We start from the raw sequence: 12,845 nt of genomic DNA on the forward strand, positions 1-12,845 counted from the left end.
TTCTGACTTGCCAAACAGCACCTATATTACAGTGTTTTTGGAGTCAGTATAGCGTTTGAGTGCTAATGGGGGCGTAGCTGGTGGCAGTTCGCTATGCGGCATTTTCGTTATCCCCCAAACATTGGTTTTTATGTTTGACAATTTTGTTCGCAAGCAACTAAATACCGGAGAAGCAACCATCAATCTGGTCCAGGGTGGCACGGGGTACCCACTGCTGCTCTTGCACGGCTACCCGCAAACGCATTGTTGCTGGCACAAAGTAGCCCCAATGCTGGCCGAACATTTCACCGTGGTATGTACCGACCTGCGCGGCTGTGGCGACAGCTCAAAACCGGCGAGTAATTCCACGCACGCCGCGTATTCGAAGCGCGCAATGGCGCAGGACCAGGTTGAAGTGATGAAGCAGCTGGGCTTTGATTCCTTTGCCGTCGTTGGGCACGACCGGGGCGCCCGGGTAGCGCACCGCCTGGCTCTCGACTACCCCGATAAAGTGTCCAAACTGGTTCTGCTGGATATTATTCCCACCAGCACGGCTTTTGAAAACGTTGACAAAGAAATTGCCACCAATGCGTTCAATTGGTTTTTCTCCATTCAGGAAGATGAGTTGCCCGAACGACTAATAGGAGCGGAGCCAATTTTCTATTTAAACTGGTGCCTGGACCATTGGGCCGGCAGCAAAAATGCCCTCGAGCCCGCAGCTAGAAGCGAATACGAGCGCTGCTTCGATACAGCCGCTATTCGCGCCACGTGTGAGGAGTTTCGCGCCGCCGCGAGTATCGACTTGGCGCACGACCAGGCCGACCACCAACGCAAAATATCCTGCCCCGTTCTGGTGCTCTGGAGCGCCAAGAGCATGTGGGCCTCGTTTGATATTTTGAACGTATGGCAGGCCAAAGCCAACGACGTCCAGGGCGTTGCCTTTGACTGCGGCCATTTCCTGCCGGAAGAAGACGCGGCGCGAACTACTTCTGAGCTCATTCGTTTCCTGTCCTGATACTAATTCGGGATTGAATGCTAGAAGATGGATTAAGTTTGAGGGTAACCTTTAATACAGTCCTTAAGCACTTAATTTCAGTACAATGACAGTTCGCCCTATCACCTTGACTGAAACAGTGAGAGACGATTTAGACACCCTGTTTCTGTTTCAGACAGATGAAGAAGCAATTCGCTTAGCTGCGTTCACCCCGAAAGACCCGAGAGACAAACAGGCCTACATCGAGAAGTATGCAAAACACCTGGCCGACCCGACCATTCACATGCGAACCATAAAAGTTAATGGTGAAATTGTGGGCAGCATCGCGAAATTCATGATGCATGGCGACGCTGAAGTCACATATTGGATTGATAAGAAGTTTTGGGGGCAAGGAATAGCGACTACTGCCCTGAAAGACTTCTTAAAAATCGAACCAGCCAGACCAATCTACGGCCGCGTGGCGTTCGATAATTATGGTTCGCAGAAGGTTTTAGAGAAATGTGGGTTTGTGAAAACCGGAACGGACCAGGGGTTCGCCAACGCGCGGCAAGCTGAGACGGAAGAGCACATTTACAGACTTTCAAACTGAAAATCTATTATCCTTTACATTGCCAATCTAATTGTGCCAAATTCGCTCAATCAAAAATCATGACTGACCAACAGATAAAAGAATATCACGAGAAGGTTGAAGCAGCTATTGAGCAATATGGTTATCACTCAACTTTTGTCTTTGGTGATACGACTCCTTCATTTTGCTATTCAACGGGAATTTATAAGAACTTCGGTATTCCAGAGATTTTTATTTCTGCGTTGCCTCAAAACCTGTCACATGAACTCATTCAAAATTATGTAAATGAATTTAAAGACGTCGGTTCTGTGCCGTTAGACAAGAGAATTAATAGCCTTACTGATAGGTTCCCTATTTATTTGATAGAGGCGCCGAAGGATAGGTTAAAGGAATATGTTCTTTCAAGCATTAGATTTTATGGCGATGAAGATTTTAGATATGTTCAATTAATCTATCCCGATACGAAAGGGTGCTTTCCCAATGATGCTGGTTATAATTATGACCAGGAAATAGTTGGGAATTTCAAAAACTGAAATTTTTCTTATTAAAAGGGAAACGCCCCGCAACCAATCAGTTGCGGGGCGTTTCTTTTGCGGCTTTCGCTGCCTCAGCTACTCGCGGTTACTGCCAGCCGCCGCCCAGGGCGCGGTACACGTTCACCGAGGCGTTAAGCTGCTGCATGCGGGTTTCGATGAGGTCGAACTTCGATTCCAGGGCGTCGCGCTGGGTGAAGAGGACTTCCGTGTAGTCGGCGCGGGCGTAGCGGAAAAGGCTGTTGGAAATGTCCACCGACTGGTTGAGGGCTGCCACTTCCTTGGCTTTCGCGTCGTAGCTCTTGGCCAGATTGCCGATGCTAGCCACCTGGTTCGATACCTCTACGTAGGCATTCAATACCGTTTTTTCGTACTGATAGGCCGCCTGGGTTTGCGCGGCGTTGGCCGTGTAGTAGGCGGCCTTAATGCCGTTGCGGTTGAACAGCGGGCCGGCCAGGTCGGCCCCCAGGGCATAGAGCATCGACTGGGGCGTGCTCACCAACAGGCCCGGCGTGAAGGCTGCCAACCCGACGCCGCCCGACAGGCCCAGCGAGGGGTAGAAATTGGCGCGAGCCACCTGCACGTCGATTTTAGCGGCGGCGAGCTGCTGCTCGGCCTGCCGGATATCGGGCCGGTTGGCCAGTAGCTGCGCGGGCGAGCCGGCCTGAATGGTAGCCGGCAGCAGGTCGTTGAACGACTGCGTGTTGCGCGCCACCGGCTGCGGGTAGCGGCCGGCCAGGTAGTTTAGCTTGTTCTCGGTTTCGAGGATGCTCTGCTGCAGCTTGAACTGCAGGGCGCGGGTGTGCTCTACCTGCGCCTCGAAGCGTTTCACAGCCAGCTCGGTGGCGCGGGCCGACTCCTTCTGCAGCTTCACCAGTTCCAGCGCGTTGCTCTGGATACCGATGTTCTGCTTCACGATGGCCAGCTGATTATCGTAGGCCAGCAACTCGTAATAGGAGTTGGCAATTTCGGCAATCAGGTTGGTCACCATGAAGTTTTTGCCCTCCACAGTAGCCAAATAACGGATGGCCGCGGCCTTCTTGGCATTGCGCAGCTTGTGCCAGATATCGACCTCCCAGGTGGCAAACGCGCCCAACTGGAAGTTGGTGAGTGGGTCGGGCGTACGGCGGTCTTCCTTGATTTGAACCTGCTCCTCGGTAGCGCCCTGCAGGGTGTAGCGGCCCACCTTCTCCACGTCGGCGCGCGCGCCCAGGCTCACGAAGGGCAGGTACTCGCCCTGGCGGGCGCGGATTTCGTTTTTGGCAATCTCAATTTCCTGGAGCGTGATGTTCAGCTCCTGATTGTTTTGCAGGGCAGTTTCAATCAGGCCTTGCAGGTTGGGGTCGGTGAAAAACTGCTTCCACTGCACGCGGGCCGTGTTGGCGCTGTCGAGTGACGTAGCGGCGGTAGCGGTGGAGTAGCTGGCCGGCACGTTGCGGCTTTCGTTCTTCACCACCAGCTCGGGCGTTTTGCAGGCCCCCACGGCCAGGGCCAGACTGGCCGCGCCGAGGACTTGATAAATTCGTTGCTTAAGCATATTTGTGCGGTTGGCTTACGCTTTCCGTGTTATTGCAAAGGATTGGCATTGTGCGATGTAGGGGCGGGGCTTGTCCCCGCCCGCCGTTGAACGGAAGCATTGCAGTTGCGCAAACGTCTGGGCAGGGGCAAGCCCCGCCCCTACATCGTTCAGAAGGCTCCCGAAACCGTGACCGGCTCACTAGGCATAAGGCTCCATTTCTTCTAGTGTCACGCGGGGCTCTACGCCTTCGAGGATGGGAGCTTCGTTCTCGTCGCGAATCAGTTTGCTATTGCCGGCCAAGGTGCCGAAGAAGTAGTACAGGCCGGGAATGATGATTACCCCGAACACGGTGCCGAACAGCATGCCGCCCAGCGCCGAGCTGCCAATGGTGCGGTTGCCGATGGCGCCGGCGCCGGTGGCCACCACCAGCGGAATCAGGCCGGCGATGAAGGCGAACGAGGTCATCAAAATCGGGCGGAATCGAGTCTTCGCGCCTTCAATGGCCGCGTCGCGCACGCTCATGCCTTCCTCGTGTTTCAGGGCCGCGAATTCCACAATCAGTACCGCGTTTTTACCCAGCAGACCCACGAGCATCACCAGACCAACCTGAGCGTAGATGTCGTTGGCCAGGCCGAAGATTTTGATGAACAGGAACGAGCCGAACACGCCCGCCACCAGCGAGAAAATAACGGCCAGCGGCAGCAGGAAGCTCTCGTACTGGGCGGCCAGCACCAGGTACACGAACACCAGCACGACCAGGAAAATCACGGTCGATTCGTTGCCGCGGCTCACTTCGTCTTTCGACAGGCCGCCCCAGTCGATGCCGTAGCCGTGGGGCAGGCTTTCGGCCACTTCCTGCACGGCCTTGATGGCCTCGCCCGAGCTGTAGCCCGGCGCGGCCCCGCCCCGGATGGAGCCGGTGGTGTACATATTATAGCGGTTGATTTCGTTGGCGCCCTGGGTCTTCACGATTTTCATGAAGGCCGAAAACGGCACCATTTCGCCCTTGTCGTTTTTGGCCCACATGTTCAGAATGTCTTCCGGCAGGCGGCGATATTCGGGCGAAGCCTGCACGAACACCTTGAAAAAGCGCTGGTACTTGATGAAACCCAGCTCGTAGGTCGAGCCCACCATAATGCTCAGGGTGTTCATGGCGTTGCCGATGCTCACGCCCTTTTGCATGGCCAACTCGTTGTCAATCTTGAGCTCGTACTGCGGGTAGTTGGCCGAGAAGAAGGTGAACAGGCCCGCCAGCTCCTTGCGCTTTTTCAGCTTGGCGATGAATTCGTTGTTCACTGCTTCCAGCGCCTTATAGTCGCCGGAGTTGGTTTTATCGAGCAATTGCAGCTGGAAACCACCCGCCGCGCCGTAGCCCGGTACGGCTGGCGGCTCGAAGAATTCGATGTTCGCGCCGGGAATCTCGTGCGCCTTTTTCTCCAGGTTGGCCACAATTTCGGCAATAGATTCCTTGCGCTCCGACCACGGTTTCAAGTCCAGCAGCAGGGTGCCGGCGTTCGAGCCACGGCCTTCAGTCAGAACTTCGTAGCCCGCCAGCGACGATATGTTGGCCACGCCGGGAATGTCTTTGGCCAGGTTAGCCAGACGCCGCGACACGGCGTTGGTTTGCTCCAGCGTGGTGCCGGGTGGCGTCTGCACAATGGCGTAAATCAGGCCCTGGTCTTCGCTCGGGATGAAGCCGGCCGGCAGCTTGGCCGCAATGGCCCAGATGCCCAGCCCGAAGGCAATCAGCATCACGAAAGTCACAATGCGGTTGGCCACAATGCGCTGGAGCAGGCCCACGTAGGCATTCGTCAGCTTTTCAAAGCCGCGGTTGAACCAGTCGAAGAAGCGCTGCAGCGGCGTTTGTTTCTTGGGTTGGCCGTGATGGTTTTTCAGAATCATGGCGCAGAGCACCGGCGTCAAGGTCAAAGCCACGAGGCCCGAAATCACAATGGCCGTGGCCATGGTAATCGAGAACTGGCGGTAGAAAATGCCCACCGGGCCGCTCATGAACGACACCGGAATGAACACGGCCGTCATCATGATGGTGATGCCGATGATGGCCCCGCTGATTTCTCCAACGACTTGTCGGACTGCATTATAGGGCGACAGGTGCTGCTCGTCCATCTTGGCGTGCACCGCCTCAATCACCACAATGGCGTTATCGACCACAATACCAATCGAGAGCACGAGCGCAAACAGCGTAATCATGTTGATGGTGAGGCCAAACGCCTGCATCGCAATGAACGAACCCACCAGCGACACCGGCACGGCCAGCGCCGGAATCAGCGTCGAGCGCCAGTCGCCGAGGAAGATGAACACCACCAGCGCCACCAGAATAAAGGCATCGCGCAGGGTATGAATCACGTTCTCAATCGAGGCGTCGAGGAAGTTCGACACGTCGTAGGTGATTTTGTAGTCCATGCCGGGTGGGAAGCTGGTTTTCTTCAGCTCGTCCAGCTTGGCTTTCACCTCCTTAATTACGTCCGAAGCGTTCGAGCCGTAGGTCTGCTTCAGCACGATGGCCGCCGAGGGGTACTGGTTCAGGTTGGAGTAGATGTCGTAGTATTCCGAGCCCAGCTCCACGTTGGCCACGTCTTTCAAATGCAGGCTTTCTCCGTTCGGGTTGGCCTTCAGAATCACGTTCTTATACTGCTCCACGTCGTTGAAGCGGCCCTGGTAGCTCAGCACGTATTCCAGCGACTGCGCGCTCTTGCCATCGGCCCGGCCAATGCGGCCCGGCGAGCCAATCACGCTCTGCTCGTCTAGCGCCTTCATCACGTCATCGACCGAGATGTTGTAGGCCCGCATGCGGTCGGGTTTCAGCCACACGCGCATGGCGTACTGCCGGCTGCCCAAGATGCTGGCCCGCCCGATGCCGTTGATGCGCTGCAACTCGGGCAGCATGTTCACGCCGGCAAAGTTGAACAGGTATTTCATGTCCGTGTTCTTGTCTTTCGAGTACAAGTTCACGTACATCAGCATGTTAGGTACCACGCGGTTCACTACCACGCCCTCGCGCTGCACCAGCAGCGGCAGGCGGTTGAGCACCTGCGCGATGCGGGTATTTACGTTCACCACGGCCTGGTCGGGGTTGGTGCCCAGGTTGAAGACAATCTGAATGTTGGCCTCACCGGCCGATACGGCGTCGGAGGTCATGTACTTCATGCCCGGCACGCCGTTCACGGCCTGCTCCAGCGGAATCAGCACCGACTCGGTCAGGACTTTAGCGCTGGCGCCCGGGTACGAGGCGCTCACCATCACCAGCGGCGGCGAAATCTCCGGAAACTGCGACGTGGGCAGCTGAATGATGGCCAGCCCGCCCATAAGCAGAATGGAAATCGAAATAACGATGGCAAATACTGGCCTACGAATGAATTTACTAAACATATTTATTTAGCTGTTAGCCAATAGCTTATAGCTGTTAGCTATGTTTTGAGGAAAACTACTAGCCACTGCAGCCCATTAACCACCCGCCCGAAGGCTAGCAGCTAACAGCTGATGGCTAAAAGCTAAAAATCTACTCGGCCGTCACCTTCAAATTCGAGAGCACTCCCTGCGGTGCCTTGTAATCGTAGGCCACCTTGTCGCCGTCCTTCACCTTGCGCAGGCCTTCGAGCAGGATGCGGTCGGTGGGGGCAATGCCGGAGTTAATGATGTACAAGTCGGGCATCTCGGAGGCGATGCCGACTTCGCGCTGGTGCACCACGTTGTTTTTATCAATCACGAAAACGTACTTCTTTTCGAGAATCTCGAACGTGGCTTTCTGCGGGATGATGAGGGCGTGTTTCAGCGGCACGGTCATCAGCACGCTGCCGGTTTCGCCGTTGCGCAGCAGCCCGTCGGGGTTGGGGAAGGTGGCGCGGAAGGCAATATTGCCGGTTTCGTTATTGAAATCAGCCTCAATGGTTTGCACGATGCCGGTCTGGTCGAACAGCTCGTTGTTGGCCATGCGCAATTTCACGTGCGCGGCCTTGTCGTTGGTTTTGGCGTGCTGCTTGTAGGCCAGGTACTCAGCCTCGGGTACGTTGTAGTACACCCACATTTTGCTGTTGTCCGAAATCGTCGTAAGCAAATCACCCTCGTCCACGAGGCTGCCCAGGCGGCCCTGGAAGTGGTCCATGATGCCGCTGAACGGGGCCTTTACCGTCGTGAATTGCAGGTGCGCCTGGGCCAGCGACACGTCGGCGTTGGCCTTATCGTACTTGGCCTGCGACAGCGCCAGCTCGCTGCCCGACACGATGTTCTTATCGGCCAGCTTCTTGGTGTTCTGGTATTCCATCTGCACGTAGTGCGCCTCGGCCTGCGACTTCTTCAGCTCGGCCTGGTACACGGTGGGCTTAATCTGAAACATGGTCTGGCCCTGCGCTACGTGCTGGCCCTCGTCCACGAAAATCTTCTCCAAGTAGCCTTTTTCCAGCGCCCGCAGCTCGATGCGCTGGTAGGAGTGCACCTGCGCCACGTACTCCTTGGTGATGGTGGTGTCTTTCTGCAACGGGCTGGTGGCGACCAGCTTAATCTGCTCTTCGACTTCCTTTTTTTCTTCCTTGCAGCCGGTGGTGTAGAACAAAACACTGCAGCTCAGCAGCATGAATACTCTTTTCATAAGAACCTTGGGTAACGTGACAGGCGGGTGGTATTGCATAGAAATCAGTAAGGCAGCGCATTGCGTGCAGCGGCCAGCCCCGTAATGAAAGTGGGAAAGCTTGCGACGCCGGGCGCAGCAGGCTAATGGGGTAGGGCTGGAAAAGCCGTGATGGGGTTATTCATACTTCGCGGAAGGCTTCGCTCAAACAGCAGAACGCCCTTGGCCACCAGCAAACCTGCCGGGGCCAAAACAAGCCGAAAGCGCGCATCGAAGGGTGGGAGGGGCGAGGCCGCGCAGCTTGTGTCGTGGGTTGACAGTACAAACTTGCCCCCGCCGGCATGAAGCGGAAATGAAGCTTTCCCGTCATGCTTTTTATTTTCCGGCCCGCATCTGCCGCGTCCAGAGGCACTTTTGGGCCTGGGAGCGGGGCGGGTTGGTGAAGCTGGCTGCTGCTTTATGAAGCTACGGAAACGCCAGCGGCTTGCTTGGTGTTACCCAATTAGCTAACTTCGTGAGGTGAGTGATTCCAACGGCCAAATCCGCAGTCTCAAAATTTATGGGGATGAATTCTGGACTTTTTACAACAAGCAAAACCAGAAAATTCAAGACCGTATTCTGTGGACCTTTCGCCTGATTCGCGAAATCCCAGTGGTGCCCGAGAAGTATCTCAAGCATCTCACCGGCACTGTGGGCCTCTATGAAATCCGGATTAGCGCCGGCAGCGACATCTTTCGCATTTTCTGCTTTTTCGATGAAGGCCGGCTGGTCATCGTGCTGAACGGTTTCCAGAAGAAAACCCAGAAAACGCCGCCTAATGAAATCGAACGTGCCGAACGACTTAGAAAACAATACTATGAAGACAAAGCAAAATAAGCTGGTTGACCTCGACGACTTTATCGATAACCAATACGGTGCCCGTGGTACCGCCGCCCGCGAAACCTTCGAGGAAGGCTACGAAGCTTTTAAACTAGGCGTAATGCTCCAGGAAATGCGCAAGGAAAACAACATGACGCAGGAGCAACTGGCTGCCAAGTGCGGCACGACGAAAACGTACATCTCCCGCATCGAAAACAACGCCAGTGACATTCGTCTCTCCACGCTCATGCGGATTGTGTGGGAGGGCTTTGGCAAGCATTTGAAACTGACGGTTGACTGAGTTGGTGTAGATTTGCAAAGAGTGTGCGTTTGAATCGCCAATTCAAATACACACTACATTTTCCTGAACTGCATATACAAAATATGATGAATAATTCATTGAAAATAATCCGAGAAAAACTTCAAAATAATTTAAATTTATTTGAATGGGGATATGAGGGTGTTGCGCAAACATCGGGAGGTCATCCTATGACTCGTTTAGCTGGATTAACTAATGTTCGATTTGTTGTAGATAATCTATCTAAATTAGGTCTGTTTGAAGAAATTACAGAATCGTTAAAGGACTCTGTAATATATACTACTGGAAATGACTATATGGTCATTCAGGCTAACGAAGGAGCTTCCATAAATAGCAGATTGACAACTCTGAAAGTGCTAGCTAGCAATTTTTTGGATGTTCTTTTGAAAACTGTTCCTAATGAAGATATTAACTCGATTAACATAAAGCTTCCTCCAATATCTGATTTCGACCAATTATCCAAGGTTGCTCGAGAAATCCACATAGGTCTGACGCAACTTATTTATTCAGATGAGATAAATGGTGAAACCAAAATTGTAAGCGTAGAAAACGGTTCAATTTGGTTTAATGTCTTTGTTGGAGCATCAGCAGTATCTGTAATAGCAAGCTTAGTATGGGCTTCTGCTGTGATATATAAGAAATTCCAAGAGGGCAGAATGCTTGCGGAACAAGTACGTGCTTTGAAAGTGAAAAATGAAAGCTTAGAAGATGTTCTAAAAGCGCAGAAAGCCGAAACTGATATGATGATAGAAGCTGAAGCGCAACATATTCAGCACGAGCACTTCAAAAATAACTCTCCAGAAACCATAGAAAGAATAAAGAATTCTATTTCTATTTTCGCAGACCTAATTGGCAAAGGCGCTGAAATACAGCCAGCTTTGGCAGCGCCAGAAAGTGTATCAAATCTATTCCCAGACCCTAAAAACCTGATTGGGTTAGAGTCTAAGATAAAAAAGCTAACTGCATAAACCCAAAAACGCCCCGCAACGAATTCGTTACGGGGCGTTTCTTTTGAGGCTTCAGCTACTTCCGCACCTTACGGGGCGGAAGCGCTGGCGGGTGGCCTTACGACTTGGCCAGGTCGAAGCGTCCGAGGTTCATCACCTTGGCCCACACGGCCACGAAGTCCTTCACGAACTTCTCCTGCGAGTCGCCGAAAGCGTACACTTCGGCCAGGGCGCGCAGCTCGGAGTTCGAGCCGAAAATCAGGTCGACGCGGGTGCCGGTCCACTTCGTCTGGCCGGTTTTGCGGTCGCGGCCGTTGAAGAGGTTTTGGGCGTCCGAGGTGCTGGCCCAGGTGGTGTTCAGGTCGAGCAGGTTCAGGAAGTAGTCGTTGGTGAGCGCACCGGCCTGGGTGGTGAACACGCCGTTGTTCGAGCCGTCGAAGTTGATGTTGATGGCGCGCAGGCCACCGAACAGCACGGTCAGCTCGGGGGCAGTCAGGGTCAAGAGCTGGGCTTTGTCAATCAGCAGCTCCTCGGCGGCGGCGCGGTGGTGCGTTTTGAGGTAGTTGCGGAAGCCATCGGCGGCCGGCTCCAGGGCCTGGAACGATACCACGTCGGTTTGCTCCTGGGTAGCATCGGCGCGGCCGGGGGTGAAGGGCACCGTCACCTCGTGGCCAGCATTTTTGGCGGCCTGCTCGATGCCGACCACGCCGGCCAGCACGATGAGGTCGGCCATCGAAACCTGCTTGCCGCCGGTTTGGGCCGTGTTGAATTCCTGCTGAATGCCGCCGAGCTTGTTGAGCACAGTGGAGAGCTGCGAAGGGCTGTTCACTTCCCAGTAGCGCTGCGGGGCTAGGCGGAGGCGGCCGCCGTTGGTGCCGCCGCGTTTGTCGGAGCCGCGGTAGGTGGAGGCCGAAGCCCATGCGGTGGATACCAATTGCGACACCGTGAGGCCGGAATCAGCAATTTTGCCTTTCAGCGCGGCCACGTCCTGGTCGTCAATCACCTGGTAGGTCACGGCAGGGATGGGGTCTTGCCAGAGCAGCTCTTCGGTGGGCACTTCGGGGCCGAGGTAGCGCTCCTTGGGGCCCATGTCGCGGTGCGTCAGCTTGAACCAGGCGCGGGCGAAGGCATCGGCAAACTGGTCGGGGTTTTCGTGGAAGCGGCGCGAAATGGCCTCATACGCCGGGTCGGCACGCAGGGCGATGTCCGAGGTCAGCATGAAGGGGGCGTGCTTCACGGCCGGGTCGTGGGCATCGGGGATGGTGCCGGCACCGCCGCCGTTCACGGGGCGCCACTGGTGCGCGCCGGCGGGGCTCTTGGTCAGCTCCCACTCGAAACCGAACAGGTTGTCGAAGTAATCGTTGCTCCACTTCGCGGGCGTGCGGGTCCAGGCGCCTTCGAGGCCGCTGGTGATGGTGTGCTCGGAGTGGCCTTTACCGAAGCTGTTGCGCCAGCCCTGGCCCAACTCTTCGATGGGGGCGCCGGCGGGCTCGCGGGCCACGAATTTGGCGGGCTCGGCGGCGCCGTGGGTTTTGCCGAAGGTGTGGCCGCCGGCAATCAGGGCCACGGTTTCTTCGTCGTTCATGGCCATGCGGCCGAAGGTTTCGCGGATGTCGCGGGCCGAGCGCTCGGGGATGGGCTCACCGTCCGGGCCTTCAGGGTTCACGTAGATGAGGCCCATCTGCACGGCGGCCAGCGGGTTTTCCAACTGCCGGTCGTCCACGTAGCGCTTATCGCCGAGCCACTCGGTTTCGGGGCCCCAGTACACGTCTTCCTGCGGCTCCCAGCCATCGGGGCGGCCGCCGGCAAAGCCGAACGGCTTCAGGCCCATCGACTCCAGGGCGCAGTTGCCGGTCAGGATGATGAGGTCGGCCCAGGAGATTTGCTTGCCGTATTTCTGCTTGATGGGCCACAGCAGGAGGCGGGCTTTGTCGAGGTTGGCGTTGTCGGGCCAGCTGTTGAGCGGGGCGAAGCGCTGCATGCCCATGCCCGCGCCGCCGCGGCCGTCGGCAATGCGGTAGGTGCCGGCGCTGTGCCAGGCCATCCGAATGAAGAAGGGGCCGTAGTGGCCGTAGTCGGCCGGCCACCAGTCCTGCGAGTTGGTCATCAGCTCGAACAGGTCCTGCTTCACGGCGTTCAGGTCCAGCTTCTTGAATTCCTCGGCGTAGTTGAAATCCTTGTCCATCGGGTCGGACAGGGTGGAGTGCTGGCGCAGGATGCTCAGCTTCAGCATATTGGGCCACCACTCGCGGTTGGTGCGGCCGCCACCGGCCGTCTGCTTCACCGCGCCATTGAGGAAGGGGCACTGGGCGGCGTCCGCGTTCAGGTCGTGGAGGATGGAGTTGTCTGCGGGGAGGTCGTGCAGGTTGGCGCTCATCGTTGAAAGTGGTTTTGGTGGTCAGCCTTGTAAATGGCCGGGTGAATTAAAAAGTTTGCCGACTTGCCTAGAAAGCCGTTTTGAGCGGCTGAAGCAGGACAGTGGGTAGCAGCTTTGCACAAAGCTACTGGGTGCAATTGCATAATCAAAATCGATTTTATTTATA

The 12,845-nt window shown here is 55.7% G+C and carries 10 protein-coding genes; 6 read left to right on the forward strand and 4 right to left on the reverse strand.

Features of this window, described 5'->3' with window-relative positions; genetic code table 11:
• Window positions 1–130 precede the first annotated feature (130 nt).
• From MON38_RS07050 to MON38_RS07060, 3 genes are all read left to right on the forward strand, one after another.
• Entirely contained in the window at window positions 131–994 is an 864-nt protein-coding gene (locus MON38_RS07050) for an alpha/beta fold hydrolase (protein WP_241935454.1), read from the forward strand.
• A gap of 85 nt (window positions 995–1,079) precedes the next feature.
• Window positions 1,080–1,562, forward strand: coding sequence for a GNAT family N-acetyltransferase (locus MON38_RS07055; protein ID WP_241935455.1), 483 nt, complete (start codon window positions 1,080–1,082; stop codon window positions 1,560–1,562).
• 59 nt (window positions 1,563–1,621) lie between these two features.
• A complete protein-coding gene (locus MON38_RS07060) occupies window positions 1,622–2,074 on the forward strand; it encodes a DUF4262 domain-containing protein (RefSeq protein ID WP_241935456.1) in 453 nt (150 codons plus the stop codon).
• Window positions 2,075–2,162: 88 nt separating this feature from the next.
• Here MON38_RS07060 and MON38_RS07065 read toward each other — a convergent pair whose 3' ends face one another.
• The 3 genes from MON38_RS07065 to MON38_RS07075 all read right to left on the reverse strand — a co-directional run bounded on the left by MON38_RS07065 (window position 2,163) and on the right by MON38_RS07075 (window position 8,199).
• Window positions 2,163–3,611, reverse strand: coding sequence for a TolC family protein (locus MON38_RS07065; protein ID WP_241935457.1), 1,449 nt, complete (start codon window positions 3,609–3,611; stop codon window positions 2,163–2,165).
• 180 nt (window positions 3,612–3,791) lie between these two features.
• A complete protein-coding gene (locus MON38_RS07070; protein ID WP_241935458.1) occupies window positions 3,792–6,983 on the reverse strand; it encodes an efflux RND transporter permease subunit in 3,192 nt (1,063 codons plus the stop codon).
• 130 nt (window positions 6,984–7,113) lie between these two features.
• Window positions 7,114–8,199 (reverse strand): efflux RND transporter periplasmic adaptor subunit, encoded by a 1,086-nt coding sequence (locus MON38_RS07075; protein WP_241935459.1) that lies wholly within the window; start codon window positions 8,197–8,199, stop codon window positions 7,114–7,116.
• Window positions 8,200–8,697: 498 nt separating this feature from the next.
• Between MON38_RS07075 and MON38_RS07080 the strand changes: the two genes are divergently transcribed.
• From MON38_RS07080 to MON38_RS07090, 3 genes are read left to right on the forward strand one after another with little or no spacing between them, the layout of a single operon-like run.
• Complete coding sequence (locus tag MON38_RS07080; RefSeq protein WP_241935460.1) at window positions 8,698–9,054, forward strand: type II toxin-antitoxin system RelE/ParE family toxin; 357 nt, start codon at window positions 8,698–8,700, stop codon at window positions 9,052–9,054.
• Entirely contained in the window at window positions 9,035–9,337 is a 303-nt protein-coding gene (locus MON38_RS07085; RefSeq protein WP_241935461.1) for a helix-turn-helix domain-containing protein, read from the forward strand. Before MON38_RS07080 ends, MON38_RS07085 begins: the two co-directional genes overlap by 20 nt.
• 29 nt (window positions 9,338–9,366) lie before the next feature.
• Entirely contained in the window at window positions 9,367–10,323 is a 957-nt protein-coding gene (locus MON38_RS07090) for a hypothetical protein (RefSeq protein WP_241935462.1), read from the forward strand.
• 97 nt (window positions 10,324–10,420) lie between these two features.
• On the opposite strand, the gene katG is transcribed toward MON38_RS07090, so the two are convergent.
• On the reverse strand, window positions 10,421–12,679 hold the full coding sequence (gene katG, locus MON38_RS07095; protein ID WP_241935463.1) for a catalase/peroxidase HPI: 2,259 nt from the start codon (window positions 12,677–12,679) through the stop codon (window positions 10,421–10,423).
• Window positions 12,680–12,845 lie beyond the last annotated feature (166 nt).

Origin of the sequence: Hymenobacter cyanobacteriorum (assembly GCF_022631375.1) — a bacterium.
In the GTDB taxonomy this organism is placed as follows: Bacteria; Bacteroidota; Bacteroidia; order Cytophagales; family Hymenobacteraceae; genus Hymenobacter; species Hymenobacter cyanobacteriorum.

What these genes read in the sequence shown, in the direction of transcription:
- MON38_RS07050 (WP_241935454.1), top strand. Translation starts at nt 131, where the DNA reads ATGTTTGACAATTTTGTTCGCAAGCAACTAAATACCGGAGAAGCAACC.
- MON38_RS07055 (WP_241935455.1), top strand. Translation starts at nt 1,080, where the DNA reads ATGACAGTTCGCCCTATCACCTTGACTGAAACAGTGAGAGACGATTTA.
- MON38_RS07060 (WP_241935456.1), top strand. Translation starts at nt 1,622, where the DNA reads ATGACTGACCAACAGATAAAAGAATATCACGAGAAGGTTGAAGCAGCT.
- MON38_RS07065 (WP_241935457.1), bottom strand. Translation starts at nt 3,611, where the DNA reads ATGCTTAAGCAACGAATTTATCAAGTCCTCGGCGCGGCCAGTCTGGCC.
- MON38_RS07070 (WP_241935458.1), bottom strand. Translation starts at nt 6,983, where the DNA reads ATGTTTAGTAAATTCATTCGTAGGCCAGTATTTGCCATCGTTATTTCG.
- MON38_RS07075 (WP_241935459.1), bottom strand. Translation starts at nt 8,199, where the DNA reads ATGAAAAGAGTATTCATGCTGCTGAGCTGCAGTGTTTTGTTCTACACC.
- MON38_RS07085 (WP_241935461.1), top strand. Translation starts at nt 9,035, where the DNA reads ATGAAGACAAAGCAAAATAAGCTGGTTGACCTCGACGACTTTATCGAT.
- katG (WP_241935463.1), bottom strand. Translation starts at nt 12,679, where the DNA reads ATGAGCGCCAACCTGCACGACCTCCCCGCAGACAACTCCATCCTCCAC.